The organism is Sphingomonas endophytica (assembly GCF_014199415.1).
Classification (GTDB): domain Bacteria; phylum Pseudomonadota; class Alphaproteobacteria; order Sphingomonadales; family Sphingomonadaceae; genus Sphingomonas; species Sphingomonas endophytica.
The window spans coordinates 40,535-55,975 of sequence record NZ_JACIJN010000010.1 but is presented as its reverse complement, the minus strand read 5'-3'; the positions used below and the strand labels follow the sequence as shown (position 1 = coordinate 55,975).

The 15,441-nt window shown below is 68.6% G+C and carries 18 protein-coding genes; 7 read left to right on the top strand and 11 right to left on the bottom strand.

Annotation, left to right across the window (positions count from 1 at the left end; all coding sequences use genetic code 11):
* Nucleotides 1-60 precede the first annotated feature (60 nt).
* From FHS97_RS14345 to FHS97_RS14335, 3 genes are all read left to right on the top strand, one after another.
* Entirely contained in the window at nt 61-1,314 is a 1,254-nt protein-coding gene (locus tag FHS97_RS14345; RefSeq protein ID WP_184039340.1) for a putative DNA modification/repair radical SAM protein, read from the top strand.
* A 61-nt stretch (nt 1,315-1,375) separates the two neighbouring features.
* Nucleotides 1,376-1,861, top strand: a complete 486-nt coding sequence (locus tag FHS97_RS14340; protein ID WP_184039337.1) for a hemerythrin domain-containing protein — start codon at nt 1,376-1,378, stop codon at nt 1,859-1,861.
* A 9-nt stretch (nt 1,862-1,870) separates the two neighbouring features.
* Nucleotides 1,871-3,268, top strand: coding sequence for a UdgX family uracil-DNA binding protein (locus FHS97_RS14335; protein WP_184039330.1), 1,398 nt, complete (start codon nt 1,871-1,873; stop codon nt 3,266-3,268).
* A gap of 106 nt (nt 3,269-3,374) precedes the next feature.
* On the opposite strand, the gene FHS97_RS14330 is transcribed toward FHS97_RS14335, so the two are convergent.
* Nucleotides 3,375-4,169, bottom strand: a complete 795-nt coding sequence (locus FHS97_RS14330; RefSeq protein ID WP_184039327.1) for an aldo/keto reductase — start codon at nt 4,167-4,169, stop codon at nt 3,375-3,377.
* 80 nt (nt 4,170-4,249) lie between these two features.
* Between FHS97_RS14330 and FHS97_RS14325 the strand changes: the two genes are divergently transcribed.
* Entirely contained in the window at nt 4,250-4,882 is a 633-nt protein-coding gene (locus FHS97_RS14325; RefSeq protein WP_184039324.1) for a DedA family protein, read from the top strand.
* Nucleotides 4,883-4,983: 101 nt separating this feature from the next.
* Here FHS97_RS14325 and FHS97_RS14320 read toward each other — a convergent pair whose 3' ends face one another.
* The 9 genes from FHS97_RS14320 to FHS97_RS14280 all read right to left on the bottom strand — a co-directional run bounded on the left by FHS97_RS14320 (nt 4,984) and on the right by FHS97_RS14280 (nt 11,903).
* Nucleotides 4,984-5,427 (bottom strand): hypothetical protein, encoded by a 444-nt coding sequence (locus tag FHS97_RS14320; RefSeq protein WP_184039321.1) that lies wholly within the window; start codon nt 5,425-5,427, stop codon nt 4,984-4,986.
* A gap of 12 nt (nt 5,428-5,439) precedes the next feature.
* Entirely contained in the window at nt 5,440-5,973 is a 534-nt protein-coding gene (locus tag FHS97_RS14315; RefSeq protein WP_184039318.1) for a demethoxyubiquinone hydroxylase family protein, read from the bottom strand.
* On the bottom strand, nt 5,970-6,455 hold the full coding sequence (locus FHS97_RS14310) for a disulfide bond formation protein B (RefSeq protein WP_184039315.1): 486 nt from the start codon (nt 6,453-6,455) through the stop codon (nt 5,970-5,972). The genes FHS97_RS14315 and FHS97_RS14310 overlap by 4 nt, the downstream gene beginning before the upstream one ends.
* Nucleotides 6,452-7,828, bottom strand: a complete 1,377-nt coding sequence (locus FHS97_RS14305) for a S41 family peptidase (protein ID WP_184039312.1) — start codon at nt 7,826-7,828, stop codon at nt 6,452-6,454. Before FHS97_RS14305 ends, FHS97_RS14310 begins: the two co-directional genes overlap by 4 nt.
* Nucleotides 7,829-7,933: 105 nt before the next feature.
* The gene (locus tag FHS97_RS14300; protein ID WP_184039309.1) at nt 7,934-9,004 is read right to left on the bottom strand and encodes a murein hydrolase activator EnvC family protein; all 1,071 of its coding nucleotides are present in this window, start codon (nt 9,002-9,004) and stop codon (nt 7,934-7,936) included.
* A complete protein-coding gene (locus tag FHS97_RS14295) occupies nt 9,004-9,426 on the bottom strand; it encodes a 23S rRNA (pseudouridine(1915)-N(3))-methyltransferase RlmH (protein ID WP_184039305.1) in 423 nt (140 codons plus the stop codon). Before FHS97_RS14295 ends, FHS97_RS14300 begins: the two co-directional genes overlap by 1 nt.
* A 181-nt stretch (nt 9,427-9,607) precedes the next feature.
* Nucleotides 9,608-10,000, bottom strand: coding sequence for a ribosome silencing factor (gene rsfS, locus FHS97_RS14290; RefSeq protein WP_221233326.1), 393 nt, complete (start codon nt 9,998-10,000; stop codon nt 9,608-9,610).
* A gap of 2 nt (nt 10,001-10,002) precedes the next feature.
* Nucleotides 10,003-10,644 carry a nicotinate-nucleotide adenylyltransferase gene (locus tag FHS97_RS14285; RefSeq protein WP_184039687.1) on the bottom strand — a complete coding sequence of 214 codons (642 nt, stop codon included), beginning with the start codon at nt 10,642-10,644 and terminating at the stop codon, nt 10,003-10,005.
* Between the two features lie 2 nt (nt 10,645-10,646).
* Nucleotides 10,647-11,903 (bottom strand): glutamate-5-semialdehyde dehydrogenase, encoded by a 1,257-nt coding sequence (locus FHS97_RS14280; RefSeq protein WP_184039301.1) that lies wholly within the window; start codon nt 11,901-11,903, stop codon nt 10,647-10,649.
* A gap of 145 nt (nt 11,904-12,048) precedes the next feature.
* Between FHS97_RS14280 and msrB the strand changes: the two genes are divergently transcribed.
* Complete coding sequence (gene msrB, locus FHS97_RS14275) at nt 12,049-12,546, top strand: peptide-methionine (R)-S-oxide reductase MsrB (RefSeq protein ID WP_184039298.1); 498 nt, start codon at nt 12,049-12,051, stop codon at nt 12,544-12,546.
* A 7-nt stretch (nt 12,547-12,553) separates the two neighbouring features.
* On the opposite strand, the gene FHS97_RS14270 is transcribed toward msrB, so the two are convergent.
* Nucleotides 12,554-13,051, bottom strand: coding sequence for a CHAP domain-containing protein (locus FHS97_RS14270; protein WP_184039295.1), 498 nt, complete (start codon nt 13,049-13,051; stop codon nt 12,554-12,556).
* A gap of 412 nt (nt 13,052-13,463) precedes the next feature.
* On the opposite strand from FHS97_RS14270, the gene FHS97_RS14265 reads away from it, so the two are divergent.
* Together FHS97_RS14265 and FHS97_RS14260 are read left to right on the top strand one after the other, a co-directional pair.
* Nucleotides 13,464-14,609 (top strand): acyl-CoA dehydrogenase family protein, encoded by a 1,146-nt coding sequence (locus tag FHS97_RS14265; RefSeq protein ID WP_184039292.1) that lies wholly within the window; start codon nt 13,464-13,466, stop codon nt 14,607-14,609.
* A gap of 14 nt (nt 14,610-14,623) precedes the next feature.
* Nucleotides 14,624-15,412, top strand: a complete 789-nt coding sequence (locus FHS97_RS14260) for an SDR family oxidoreductase (protein WP_184039290.1) — start codon at nt 14,624-14,626, stop codon at nt 15,410-15,412.
* The last annotated feature ends 29 nt before the right edge of the window (nt 15,413-15,441 follow it).

Sequence of the window (15,441 nt, the reverse complement as noted above, 5' to 3'; positions counted from 1 at the left end):
TGATCCATGGCAAAGCGATGTGCCCTCGACAAGCCGCCTTGTCGAACATACATCGAACACATGGCGCAACTGGATGTCCGACAGAAGCTGGAAATCCTTGCCGATGCGGCGAAATATGACGCGTCCTGCGCGTCGTCCGGGACGGCGAAGCGCAACTCCGCGGACGGCAAGGGGATCGGTTCGACCGAGGGCATGGGCATCTGCCACGCTTATGCGCCGGACGGTCGCTGCATCTCGCTGCTCAAGATCCTGCTGACGAACAGCTGCATCTTCGACTGCCATTATTGCATCAACCGCAAGAGCTCGAACGTTCGCCGCGCGCGCTTCACCGCGCAGGAGGTCGTCAACCTCACGCTGTCCTTCTATCGCCGCAACTATATCGAGGGGTTGTTCCTGTCGTCGGGGATCATCAAGTCCTCGAACTATACGATGGAGCAACTGGTCGAGGTTGCGCGCAGCCTGCGCGAGGATCATCATTTCCGCGGCTATATTCACCTCAAGACGATCCCCGACGCCGATCCCGAGCTGGTGCATCAGGCCGGGCTCTACGCCGACCGCGTCTCGATCAACGTCGAGCTGCCGACCGTCGGCGGCTTGAAGCGACTCGCTCCCGAAAAGGACAATGCGCGCATCGAGGGCGCAATGGGCGAGATAAAGGCGGCGATCATCGACACCGCCGAGGCGCGGACCAAATACAGGTCCGCGCCGCGCTTCGCCCCCGCCGGTCAATCGACGCAGATGATCGTCGGTGCCGATGCCGCGACCGATGGCGACATCGTCACCAAGGCATCGACGCTCTACGATCGCTTTGGCTTGCGGCGCGTCTATTATTCGGCGTTCAGTCCGATCCCGGATGCGTCGAGCGTGCTCCCGTTGCAGCGCCCGCCGCTGATGCGCGAGCATCGTTTGTACCAGTCCGACTGGCTGATGCGCTTCTACGGCTTCCAGCCGCGCGAGGTGGTCGCCGCAACCGACGACGCGACCGGCATGTTGCCGCTCGATATCGACCCGAAGCTCGCCTGGGCGCTCAAGTTTCGCGACCAATTTCCGGTCGACGTCAACCGCGCGCCGCGCGAACTGCTCTGGCGCGTGCCTGGCCTCGGCACCAAGGCGGTCAAGAGCATCCTCGCGGCGCGCCGCTGGCGGCGGCTGCGGCTCGACGATGTCGCGCGGCTGACGGTGTCGATCGCGCGCATCCGACCGTTCATCGTCGCCGAGGACTGGCGACCGGTGACGCTCACCGACCGCGCCGAACTCAAGCCGCTCGTCGCGCCGCGCCCCGCCCGCCAGCAACTGGAATTGTTCGGCGCGTGAGAATGAATCGCGGGTGAAACGGTGCGCTGCCTCATGCGCTACGGCCTCGAAGGAGATCGATATGGCGCAGGCAGACATCTACGCGGACCTCAAGCGCGACCACGACAAGCAGCGCGACATGCTCAAGCGGCTGGACGACGAGAAGGGCGACAGCGCCGGGCGCCGCGAGCTGTTCGAGGCGTTTCGGCTGGAAGTGCAGAGCCATGCCGCTGCAGAAGAAGAGTCACTCTACGCCACGATGCTCGGCCGTCCCGACCTGCGCGACGACGCGCGCCATTCGGTGGCCGAACATAAGGAAGTCGACGATCTGATCGGCGAACTGCTCGACATGGAGTTCGGCTCGGAGGCGTGGGAGCAGAAGTTCGCGCACATGCGCCACCGTTACGAGCATCACATCGACGAGGAAGAGGAAGAGATGTTCCCCGCCGCCGAGGAAAAGCTCGACGACGCGACCGAGGAACGGCTCGCCGACACCTATGAGGAGCGCAAGCCCGCCGAGCTGGAGCTGGCGCGCGACAACCCGCCCGGCGGCGACGAGCGCGAATAGTCGCCGCCGATGCGCGTCGCCACGCTTTCCGCGCCCGATGACATGGACGCCTGGCGCGAGGCGGCGCGCGCGCTGATCGCCGCCGACGTACCGCCCGACCGCGTCGTATGGCAGGTCGGCGCGGCGGCCGAGGATCTGTTCGCGACCGCGGCGACGCCGGCCGGAACGCCGCTCGCCGCCGCCTCGCCGCTGCGCGTGTCGCGGGCGTTCATCGCGCTGGCGGGCGACGCGATCCTCCACCACGATCCGGAGCGGTTTGCGCTGCTCTACACCTTGCTGTGGCGGCTGCGCGACATGCCGCGGCTGGTCGAGGATCACGCCGACCCGCTCGTCCGCCGTCTCGAAGGGCTGGCGAAGGCGGTGCGGCGCGACATCCACAAGATGCGCGCCTTCGTCCGCTTCCGCAGCGTCACCGACGACGACGGTGATCGCTATGTCGCGTGGTTCGAGCCCGAACATCATATCGTCCGCGCCAATGCCGCGTTTTTCGTCAACCGCTTCGCGTCGATGCGCTGGTCGATCCTCACGCCGGAGGTCTCGATCCACTGGGATGGCGCGCGGCTCAGCGAAGGGCCGCCGGCGATACGCGGCGACGCGCCGGAGGGCGATCCGGTCGAGGAAGTGTGGAAGACCTATTATGCCAGCATCTTCAACCCGGCGCGCGTCAAGGTGAACGCGATGCTCAAGGAGATGCCGCGCAAATACTGGAAGAACATGCCGGAAACCGCGCTGGTCCCGCAATTGCTGGCCAGCGCGCAGGCACGGGAGAGCGGAATGATCGAACGGGCGCGCGATCGCACCGAAATCGGTGGCAATGCCGAACTCGCGTGGGAAGCGCTGCGGGATGAAGCCGCCGCCTGCACGCGCTGCCACCTCCACAAACATGCCACACAGACGGTGTTCGGCGAGGGGCCGGTGTCGGCGCCGATGATGTTCGTCGGCGAGCAGCCCGGCGATCAGGAGGATCTGGCCGGTCACCCGTTCGTCGGCCCCGCCGGTCAGGTCTTCAACCGCGCGCTCGCCGCCGCCGGGATCACCCGCGAGCAGACCTATGTCACCAATGCGGTCAAACACTTCAAGTTCGAGCCGCGCGGCAAGCGCCGCATCCATGCCAAGCCCGACGCGGGCGAGATCGAGGCGTGCCGCTGGTGGATCGAGCAGGAGCAAATGCTCTTGCGCCCCAAGGTCACGGTAGCGCTCGGCGCGACCGCGGCGCGCAGCCTGTTCGGCAAGGTGATGACGATCGGGCGCGAGCGCGGCCGCGAGCAGCGACTGCCGGACGGCGGCGCGGCATGGATCACGGTGCATCCCAGCTACCTGCTGCGCCTGCCCGACGAAGCCGCGCGCACCGCGGAATTCGCGCGCTTCGTCGAGGATCTGAAGCTGGCGCACGCGGCGCTGTCCTGAGGGATCGTCATTGCGAGCGTAGCGAAGCAATCCGGTGCCGGACCAGGACGCCCTGGATTGCTTCGCTACGCTCGCAATGACGGAACCAAGCCCCTGCGTCCTTTTCTCACATCTCCCGCGGATCAGGCCCCATCCGTCCGTCCGGATCGTCCATCGCATCGATCGCCGCGATCTGCTCGTCGGACAGCCGCACCTCTTGCGCGCCCCAGTTGCTGGCGAGATGGTTCAGATCGCCCGCCTTGGGGATCACCGACAAGCCCTTGGCGAGATGCCAGGCGATGATCACTTGCGCCGGCGTCGCCCCCACGTCACCGGCAATCCGCACGATCCGTTCGTCCTTGAGCGTCGCGCCCTGCCCCAGCGGGCTCCAGCTCTGCGTGACGATCCCGTGCGCGCGATTGGCGTCCTGCACGTCACGCTGCTGGAAAGTCGGGTGCAATTCGATCTGGTTGACCGCCGGCACCACCCCGGTCGCGTCGATGATCGCGTCGAGATGCTCGGGCAGGAAGTTCGACACGCCGATCGACTGCGCCAGCCCGCGCGCGCGCAGTTCGATCAGCGTCTTCCACGCATCGACGAATCGCCCGCCGGCGGGATGCGGCCAGTGAATCAGATATAGATCGACATGCTCGCGCCCGAGCAGTGCCAGGCTGGCGTCGAGCGCCGCGGCGGCATCGCCATGCTGGTCGTGCCACAATTTGGTGGTCACCCAGACATCGTCATTCCCGAGCCCTTCACCCACACCGCGCTCATTATGGTAGAGTGCGGCGGTGTCGACGAGCCGGAAGCCGAGATCGAGCCCGGCGCGCACCACCGCGGCAACTTGCGCATCGGGGATCTGATAGGTGCCAAGGCCGAGCTGCGGCATCCCGCGGCCGTCGTTGAGAGTCAGGTCTGTCATCCGCGACGAACCATTGCTGTCCCAAGGCGGTTCCCGAATTTCGGCTTCCCTTTCTTGCCGCAGTGCCGCAAGCGCGCGGGATGGTCGAGAAGATCCTTGCCGCCCTTGCGGGCTTTGCCATCGCCGTCATTTCTGCCGGCGGTTACTGGGGTATCGCACTGTTGATGGCGATCGAGAGCGCGTGCATCCCGCTGCCCAGCGAGATCATCATGCCGTTCGCGGGCTATCTGGTGTCGACCGGCGAGCTGAACCTGTTCCTCGCCGCGACCGCGGGCGCGATCGGGTGCAATCTCGGCTCGATCGTCGCGTACGAGATCGGGCGGCGCGGCGGGCGGCCGATGGCGGAGAAGTTCGGGCGCTACGTGCTGCTCGGGCCGGGCGAGCTCGATCTCGCCGACCGTTTCTTCAATCGCTGGGGCGCGTGGGCGATCCTGATCGGGCGCATGCTGCCGGTGATCCGTACCTTTATCGCCTTCCCCGCCGGGGTGGCGCGGATGAAGCTGATCCCGTTCCATCTCTATACGTTCATCGGCTCGTGGCCGTTCTGCCTGTTGCTGGCGTGGATCGGCATGACGCTGGGCGACAAGTGGAACAGCGATCCGCGGCTCAAGGCGTTCTTCCACCGCGCCGACGCCGCGATCGGCGTCGTGCTGGTCGCCGCGATCGCCTTCTACGTCTGGCACCGCGTCAAGGGCATGAAGGCAAAGGGCTGATCCCGCCCGTGCCCCGGACCTGATCCGGGGTACCGCCTCTTCCAGAGGATTGCAGTAGGAAGAAGCGGTACCCCGGGTCACGTCCGGGATGAGGGTGACTTCTACAGCTCCGGCGTTTCCTTCGCAGCGGCGCGGCGCTCCTTCTTCCAGCGCGTCGCATTCTGGGTGATGCAGCCGGTCGCGCTCGCCGCGCCGACCGTCGAGCAGCTACCGACGCCGACCGTTCCGACATCACGATTGGCCTGCTCGCGCGCCGCCCAATTCTCATTCTCGGGCGTCACCTCGAAGGTGCGCAACTCCTTGGGGATTCGGAACTGCTCCTCGGCCGGACGGCGGGTGCAGACCACCACTTCGTTGCCGGCGTTGTCGGTCGGGCAGCGTTCGTTGCCGTAGAGTACGATCACGCCGTTCACCGGCGCGCTGCGCGACACACCCTCCGCCACCGAGATCTTCGGCACGCGGGCCGTGCTGGCAGGCGGGCCAACCTGCGCCACGGCGGGCGTGGCGCAAAGCGTCAGCAGGATCGGCGAGAGGCGACGACGCATCGAACGGACCTTCTATAGACGTTTGGCGGTGGCGATCGCGACGCGGCAGCCAAGCCGGATCGCCGCCGACAGCAACGGATAGGCCGGCGCATTTTCGGCGCCGTTGGCGAGCGCGGTATCGCGATGCTCCAGCTCCTCGGCCTGAAACTCGCGGATCGCGTCGGAGAGCTCGGGATCGCTGTCGCCCAGCGCGACCAGTTGCTCCTCGTAATGTTTGTCGATCTCGGTCTCGACCGCGGCGGTGCACGCCATCGCCGCCTCCGGCCCGATCGCCGCGGTCACCGCGCCGAGCGCGAAACCGGCGACGTCCCAGAACGGCTGGAACAAGGTCGGCCGCACGCCGCGTTCGACGATCATCCGGTCGAAGAAGGCGCGGTGCTTCTCCTCCTGCAACGCCATTGCCGAGATCTTGCGCGCCATCGGCGAACGCTGCCCCATGATCGCGAGTTGCCCGGCGTAGATGCGGATCGCACCGAACTCGCCGGCCTGATCGACGCGGATCATCGCCGCGGACGGATGCGGCCGGTCACCGGGCTTCCAGGTCATCCACGCCTCCTCAATTGCGCCGCGATCAGCCCCGCGCCGACCAGCGAGATCACCGCATTCCACCCCGCCAGCGACACGCCGAGCAGCGACCATTGCGGTGCGTCACACCGGACGATGGGGGCGGCGAGCAGGTCCTTCAAGGCCTGATCGGTCGACAGGCCGGACAGGTTGGTGGTCTGCGTACAGGCGGTGATCCCCTGCCACCAATGATATTCGACCCCGGCATGGAAGACGCCGATCAACCCCGACACCGCGATCAACGCCGCTGCACCCGCAACCAGCGTCGCCTTGACCCTTGGCCCCCCGGTCACGAACGCCAGCACCGCCATCGCCAGCGCGCCGTAATGCGGCCAGCGCTGCCAATGGCACATCTCGCACGGATACAGTCCGCCGATCAGCTGGAACGCCCAGGCCCCGCCGAGCAATGCCGCCGGGATCAGCAGCGCGAGGAGGCGCGCATTGCGCAGGCCGGTCGCGATCATTTTTTCACCGGCGCCGGCGTCGCGCTGGCGCTTGGCTTGACCGTCATCGCCTGCGTCACCGCCGCGACCTGCGTCGCGCCACCCAGCCGCGCGATCGTCTTGAGCGCATACCAGAGCTGGAAATCCTCGATCCCCTGCTTCTTGAGCGCGTCCGGCGAGGTCGCGAAGCGCGGATCGTCCTTCACGTCCTCCTCGAGCACCGCATTGTCGGGCGACTTGATCTCGTTGATCAGGTGCCGGCGCAGATCGGCCTCGCGGAAGACGGGGCGCGACTTGTAATCGGGGTCCGAGATTTGCGGCACGCGGATGTCGGGCTCGATCCCGCCCTCCTGTACGCTGCGCCCCGACGGGGTGAAGTAACGCGCGGTCGTCAGCCGCAGCGCGGTGCGCGGCCCGAGCTGGAGCAAGGTCTGCACCGAGCCCTTGCCGAACGTCCGCTCGCCCATCACCAGCGCGCGGTGGTGGTCCTGCAACGCGCCGGCGACGATCTCGCTGGCCGAGGCAGTGCCCGAATCGGTCAGCACGATGATCGGCAGCCCGTGCGCATCGTCACCCGGCCGGGCGAAATACCGCTCGATATCGTCCTTCTCGCGCCCGCGCTGGCTGACGATCTCGCCGCGGTCGAGGAAGGCGTCCGACACTTCGATCGCCTGAGTCAGCAGCCCGCCGCCATTCTCGCGCAGGTCGACGACATAACCGAGCGGACGATGCCCCAGCGACTTGTCGATCGCCATGATCGCGGCGCGCGTGTCGGCGCCGGTCTGTTCGGAGAAGGTATTGATGTTGATATAGCCGACATCGCCCTTCACCTCCCATTTGACCGGGCGCTGCACGATCACCTCACGCACCAGAGTCACCACGATCGGCTTGTCGCGACCGGAGCGGATCAGCGTCAGCGTCACCTTCGTGCCCGGCTTGCCGCGCATCTGCGCGGTCGCCTCGTCGAGCGTGCCGCCGTAGATCAGCTTGCCGTCGATATGGGTGATGAAGTCGCCGGACTTGATCCCGGCGCGTCCGGCCGGCGTATCCTCCTGCGGCGCGATCACCTTGACCGCGCCGTCCTCCATCGAGACGGTCAGGCCCAGCCCGCCGTAATTGCCCTCGGTCTGGATGCGCAGATTGTCGAAGTCGGAGGCGTCGACATAGCTGCTGTGCGGGTCGAGCGCCGCGAGCATCCCGTCGATCGCGCCCTTCATCAGCTGATCGTCGGTGACCTTGTCGACGTAATCGGCCTTCACGCGATTGTAGACGTCGAGAAACTTGTCGAGCTGGCGATAGGTGGCGGTGTCCGACGCGGCCATCGCCCCGGTGGCGACCGGCACGGTGGCGATGGCGGTGACCAGCGCGACGGCCGGGAGCAGTTTTGACTTCATGACGGGCGAAACTGTTCCTGCGGATGGACGATCCCGTGGTGTAGCGGAATTGCCGGGACGATCAAAGCGCCTGCGCGGCTGAATGGCGGCTGAGCGACGCGGCGCTCACCCGACGAGCTGCGCGATGTCGACCGGACGCCCCTGCCGCCGCAATTCGACCGTGACGCGCGCGCCGTCGACCCGCGGGGCGGTGCCGAGCGGCGCGCCCGCCGCGATGCTCGCCCCGCTCTCGACCGCTACGGTGCCGAGCCCGGCGATCAACGACGTCCAGCCCGCGCCATGATCGACGATCACGATCCGCCCGAAACTGCGGAACGGCCCGGCAAAGCGCACGCGTCCGCCGGCCGGCGCGACGATCGCCGCCGCGGCGGGCACCGCCAGCGTCAGCCCGCGCGCGCGGACGCCATTGCCCGACATCTCGCCCAATCCCGTCACCAGCCGCCCCTCGACCGGCAGCCGATAGGCCCGGGTCGGCGCCGCCGCGCGCCCGCGCGGCACCGTCGGCAAGGGCAGCGCCATCAGATCCGCGAGCACCGCCTGCTCGCTGCCCAGTGTCGTCAGCCGCTCGGCGGTGTCGCGCACCGCCTCCTCCATTGCCAGCGCGCGTTCGTCGTCGCCGCCGGTCACCGCCGCGAGCTGCTCGCGCGCCTCGACCAGCCGGGCACGCGCGGCACGCAGCCGTCGCTGCGCCGCCGCCGCACTCGCCTGCATCACCCGGCCATGCGCGACCGCGCGGCGCAGATCCTCCGAACGCGCGCGCAGCACCGGCAGGATCGCCGCCGAGATCGCGCGCGCATGGACGAGGTCGGCGACGCTGCCGGGTTGCGCGAGCGTCACGATCGCCGGGCGGCGCGCCAGCGCGGTCAGCGTCGCCAGCAATCGCGCGACCGGCGCCTCGCGGGCGGCGAGCAGCGCGCGTTGCGTCGCCAGCCGCCGCTCGATGACCGCCGCCTGCGCCTGCAGCGCGGCGAGATCGGCCTCGGCCGCCGTCACCCGCGCCGCGACCGCTGCCTCGCGCAATGGCGCACGGCGGGCCGGGTCGGCGATCGTATCGGCACGTTCCTCCAGCCGTTGCGCGCGGCGTTTCGCGTCCGCGCCGGGCTGCGCCACCGCCAGTGCCGCGCCGCCGACCGTCGCGAGCGCCGCGGCCGCCGCCCATGTCCAGCGTCGTCGCATCATCCTTCGCGATGATAAGGGTGATTCGCCAGGATGCTGGTCGCGCGGAACAATTGCTCGGCGAGCATCGCGCGCGCGAGCAGATGCGGCCAGGTCGCACGGCCGAATGACAGCAGCATATCGGCCTCGCCGCGCTCGGCGTCGGAGAAGCCGTCCGCCGCCCCGATCAGAAAGCGCGCCTCGCGCACGCCATCGTCGCGCCACCGCCCGATCCGCTCGGCAAAGGCGGTCGAGCCGAGCACCTCGCCCTTCTCGTCGAGCAGGATGCGGCGGCCCTGCGTGGGGCGGTCAGGCTCGCGCCCGCCACGATCGGGCAGCTCGCTGATCCGCGTCGGCCACACGATCCGCTTGAGATAGCGATCGACCAGCTCGGCCTCGGGCGACCGCCCGATCCGGCCCCGCGCGACGATGTGCAGCAGCATAGGCGCTCGCTATGGGAGTGGGCCGAACCGAGCACCGCCCCAGCCCTCATACCAACGTCGCCCCGGACTTCATCCGGGGCCCCGCTGCTTCCTGGTGATGAGGGTTGGAAGCGGGATCCGGATCAAGTCCGGGACGACGACAAAGCAAGCCCGCGAAATCTTGCCGAACGCGGATCACGCCTCAGTTCGGCGCGACGACCGGCGCAGGCGCGTCGCCGAACGACCACATCCGCTCGAGATTGTAGAAGCTGCGCACCTCGGGACGGAACAGGTGGACGATCACGTCGCCCCCGTCGATCAGCACCCAATCGGCATTGGGCAGCCCCTCGATCCGCGCCGGGCGGCCGGTTTCGCCCTTGATCCGCTCCGACAGCTTCTGCGCCATCGACGCGACCTGCCGGGTCGATCGCCCGCTGGCGATGACCATGTAATCGGCGATCGACGACTTGCCCGCGAGCGGGATCGAGATCGTGTCCACCGCCTGATCGTCGTCCAGCGATTGCAGGACCAGACGATGCAGCGCCTCGACATCCGTAGAATCGGGCGAGCGGCGGGCGGGTTCGATGGCGGGCAAGGTTACTCCTGGGGTTGCCGCGTCGACGCGGCGGGGGTCGTGGTCACAGATATCGGATCGGCGAAGCGAACATGCCAGTCCGGATCGACGGCGCGCAATTGCGTCGCGGATGTCCGGTCGGGGCGGAACCGCAGCAGCACCAGGGCTGGCACACTCCACTCGGCCCAGTTCGTCGCCTGGCGCGCGGGCCGCCGATAGCGCCGCAGCCAGCCCATCGCGGGAGCCGCGAGAGCATCGTCATCATAGCCCGGACGCGTCAGGACCGCAATCGGCATCGTGCGTGCGATCGTCCGCCACTGTCGCCATTGATGAAATTGCGCAAGATTGTCCGCGCCCATGATCCAGATGAAGCGATGGCGCGGATAGCGGCGCACGATCCGCCGCAGCGTGTCGACGGTGTAGCGCGTCCGCAGCCGCGCCTCCAGATCGGTCGCGCGGATCGGTGCGCGCCGCGCCATCGCACGCGCCGCGGCGAGCCGCGCGGCGAGCGGTGCCATCCCGGCGCGCGGCTTGAGCGGATTGCCCGGCGACACCAGCCACCATGCCTCGTCGAGCCCGAGCAGCCGGATCGCCTCCAGCGTGACATGGCGATGGCCGCGATGCGCGGGATTGAACGACCCGCCCAGAAGCCCGATGCGGCGGATCGTCAACCGCGGATCTGCCCGCTGCCGCGCCCCAGCCACTTATAGGTGGTCAGCCCTTCGAGCGCGACCGGCCCGCGCGCGTGGAGCCGCCCGGTCGCGATCCCGATCTCGGCTCCCAGCCCGAACTCGCCGCCGTCGGCGAATTGCGTCGAGGCGTTCCACAGCACGATCGCCGAATCGACCTCGCGCAGGAACCGCTCGGCGACCGCTTCGTCCGCGGCGACGATCGCATCGGTGTGGTGCGAGCCGTGCGCCGCGATATGCGCCAGCGCCCCGTCGAGCCCATCGACGATCGCGACCGACGCGATCGCATCGAGATATTCGGTATCCCAATCGTCCGGGGCGGCGGCCGCGATCGACGGGACCAGCGCGCACGCCGCATCGTCGCCGCGCACCGCACAGCCGCGGTCGGCGAGCGCGGCGATGAGCGCGGCGGCGTGCGGCCAGTCGCGATCGATCAGCAACGTCTCCATCGCCCCGCAAATCCCGGTGCGGCGCAGCTTGGCGTCGAGCACGATCCGCGTCGCCATCGCGGCGTCGGCGGAGCGGTGGACGAAGACGTGGTTGATCCCGTCGAGATGCGCGAGCACCGGCACGCGCGCCTCGTTCTGCACCCGCTCGACCAGACTGCGCCCGCCGCGCGGGATGATGAGGTCGATCGCTCCGGCAGCGGCCAGCATCGCGCCGACCGCCGTCCGATCGATCGTCGGAACGAGCTGCACCGCCGCGACCGGCGCCCCCGCCTCGGCCAGGCCGTAAGCAAAGGCAGCATGGAGCGCGCGATTGCTCTCCACCGCCTCCGAGCCGCCGCGCAGGATCACCGCGTTGCCGGAGCGCACGCACAGCGCCGCGGCGTCGGCGGTGACGTTGGGGCGGCTCTCGTAGATGATCCCGATCACGCCGATCGGCACCCGCACGCGGCTGAGCGCCAGCCCGTTAGGGCGCTCGCGCGCGTCGATCACCTGCCCGACCGGATCGTCGAGGTCGGCGACGGTCGCCACCGCCGCGGCAATGCCCTCGAGCCGCGCGTCGTCGAGCCGCAGCCGGTCGAGCAGCGCCTCCGACAGCCCGTTATCCTTCCCGCGCGCCACGTCGAGCGCGTTGGCGGCGAGGATCGCCGGGCCGGAGTGCCGCAGCGCCGCCGCCACCGATCTCAGCGCGCCGGCCTTTTGCGCGTCGCTCATGCCGGCGAGCTGCCGGGCGGCGTCGCGCGCGCGCCGGGCGAGCGTCGCAATCAGGGTCGTGGGATCGTCTGACATCCGTGCGCCGTAGCACGCACGCGACGATGCGGCCAACCATCGCCCGGCCGGGCGGCCGAAAGTTCCTGTTAGCTCACGACGACAAAGCTGCCACGGCACACGGTCGCACGCTGGCGGAGCGCGCGATCGTCACCATATTCCGCGCATGACCGATGCAGCTTTCGACCGTCGCCGCTTTCTCGCCGTTGCCGGCGGCAGCGTACTCGCCACCACGTTGCTCGCCTGCGGATCGCGGACCGCGGAGGCGGCGGAACGCTTCCCGGTAACGCGCACCGACGCGCAATGGCGGTCGCAGCTCGGCCCCGCCGCGTTCGACGTGCTGCGCCGCGAGGGGACCGAACGCCCGTACAGCAGCCCGCTCAATGGCGAGCACCGCGGCGGCACCTTCGCTTGCAAGGGCTGCACCCAGCCGCTGTTCTCGTCGAAAACCAAGTTCGAGAGCGGCACTGGCTGGCCGAGCTTCTACGCGCCGCTGCCGCGCGCCGTCGGCTATCATCAAGATTCCACGCTGGGCATGGTGCGCACCGAGGTACATTGCAGCCGCTGCGGCGGGCATCTCGGCCATGTCTTCGACGACGGGCCGCGACCGACCGGCAAGCGTTATTGCATGAACGGCGTGGCGATGCTCTTCCGCCCCGCCTGACGCGAGCTCAGCGTTCGGCGGGGAGCGCACCACCCACCGGCGCCACCGCCGAGGTCGCGATCGTCAGCGGCGGCAGCGCCGCGTCACTCTCGACCGTCGCCGGCGCCTTGTCGGCATAGATGAACCCGGCCAGCGGATAAGTGCTGGTGCCGAGATCGCCCGCCCCGGCGAACCAGACCCGCACTTCGCTCCAGTCACCCGCTGCCGACACGTCGACTGCGCGCACGTCGCGCTCGATGCCGCCGCGACGCGACCAATTGGCGTGGGTCAGCAGCACCTCGCGGTCGCTGACGATCTTGCTGACCATCGCCACATGCCCGATCGGCATCGCGCGGGTCGACTTGAACGCCATCACCGCACCGATCTGCGGCGCGGTGCCGCGGTCGTAGCGACCCTCGGCCTGGCCCCACCAGGTGTTGGCATTGCCATGGATGTCGATCCCCGACACCTCACGCGCGAAGGGCACGCATTGCAGATAACGCGCCTGCGCCGGCGCAGTCGTCATCAGGACGCACGAAACCACCAGCGCACAACGCGCTGTCCATACCTTGACGTTCACGGGCGACCCCCCGGTCAACAGGACTGATGAAGGTCGGCTAACCAGTAAAATCCGGATCGCCAAACGCCGCGGGAACCTTTTCGGATGAACCGTATATGACTGGCGACGAACCGAGCCGGGCCGCTCGAACCACGTCAACGATGCTGACCTTGAGTGTTACCGGCGCGTTAAAATCGACCTTGCGGCAGCCCCTCCAGCGATTCGATTCGCGCTGCCACCGGCTTTTCGGTCTTGCAGTATGGGCGGCGCTTTCAAGGCGTTGCCGTACCTTTCGAACGACAGGTACTGTTGTCGCTTGCCGGCGCGCGGTTCGGCACCTAAGCCGAGGCCGGCCGGCGGAGAGGATGAGGCTGTCACCATGGCGCTTGATACCGAGACCTTCGATGCGCTGATCGGCACGGTGCGCCGCTTCGTCGCCGAGCGGCTTCGCCCGCTGGAGGCGCAGGTCGAGGCCGATGACGCGGTCCCCGATGCGCTGATCGCCGAGATGCGCGACCTCGGGCTGTTCGGCCTGTCGATCGGTCCCGAATACGGCGGCCTCGGCCTGACGATGGGCGAAGAGGCGCGGGTCGCGATCGAACTCGGGCGCACCACCCCGGCGTTCCGTTCCGCGTTCGGCACCAACGTCGGGATCGGCAGCCAGGGGCTGGTGATCGCCGGAAGCCCCGAACAGAAAGCCGCGTGGCTGCCGCTTATCGCCAGCGGCGCGATCATCACCAGCTTCGCGCTCACCGAACCCGATGTCGGAAGCGATTCAGGCAGCGTCGCGACCCGCGCGGTGCGCGACGGCGACGTCTATCGGCTCAGCGGCACCAAGCGCTATATCACCAATGCCGACCGCGCCGACCTGTTCACGGTCATGGCGCGGACCGGCGAGGAAAAAGGCGGGCGCGGCGTCTCGGCGTTCCTCGTACCGCGCGACCTGCCCGGCGTGACGGTCGGCGCGCCCGAGAAGAAGATGGGGCAGAAGGGCGCCAGGGTCGCCGACGTCATGTTCGACGACGTGCCCGTTCCGGTCGCCAACCGGCTGGGCGCGGAGGGCGACGGTTTCCGCATCGCGATGCAGGTGCTCGATCGCGGGCGGTTGCACATCGCCGCGGTGTGCGTCGGGGTCGCCGAGCGGCTGATCGCCGACGCGGTCGGCTATGCCGCCGGCCGCCGCCAGTTCGGCAAGCCGATCGCCGAGCATCAGCTCGTCCAGGCGATGATCGCCGATTCGAAGACCGAGGCGCTCGCCGCGCGCGCGCTGGTGCTCGACACCGCCGCGAAGAAGGACGCCGGCGACGACGTGATCCTCGAGAGCGCCGCTGCCAAATACTATGCCAGCGAGATGGTCGGCCGCGTCGCCGACCGCGCGGTGCAGATCCTCGGCGGGGCGGGCTATATCGCCGATTACGGGGTCGAGCGGCTGTACCGCGACGTGCGGCTGTTCCGCATCTACGAAGGCACCAGCCAGATCCAGCAATTGATCATCGCACGCGAGACGCTGAAGCGCGGCGGATAAGGGAGAGGATGCACATGGACATCGGCAAGCTGTTCCGGCTCGACGGCCGCGTCGCGCTGGTCACCGGCGGCAGCCGCGGGATCGGCAGGATGATCGCCGCCGGCTTCGTCGCGCAGGGCGCGCGCGTCTACGTCTCCAGCCGCAAGGCCGATGCATGCGCCGAGACCGCCACCGAACTCGGCGAGAATTGCATCGCGCTCCCGCAGGACGTCTCGACCGTCGATGGCTGTCGCGCGCTCGCGGCCGCGCTGGCGGAGCGCGAGGAACGGCTCGACATCCTCGTCAACAATGCCGGCGCGGCCTGGGGTGTTGCCTTCGAGGACTTTCCGGAAGCGGGCTGGGACAAGGTGATGGATCTCAACGTCAAATCGCCGTTCTTCCTGACGCAGGCGCTCCACCCGCTGCTCAAGGCCGGCGCAAGCGCGCACCGTCCCGCCAAGGTCATCAACATTACTTCGGTCGACGGTCTGCGGCTCAACCCGTGGGAGACGTACAGCTATCACGCCTCGAAATCGGCGCTGATCTATCTGACCAAGCGACTGGCCGCGCGGCTGATCCGTGACGGCATCAACGTCACCTCGATCGCTCCCGGCGCGTTCGCCAGCGAAATGAACCGCGCCGCGCGCGACCATGGCGAGGCGGTGGCGAAGGCGATCCCGGCGCGGCGCATCGGCACCGACGAGGACATGGCCGGCACCGCCATCTATCTCGCCAGCCGTGCGGGGGATTATGTCGTCGGCGAGACGATCGCGGTCGACGGCGGCCTCGTCCACGCCGCGCTGGGCGGCAGCATCGACGGCTAGGCGGCGGCCCGCCCCCATCAGCTTTCTTT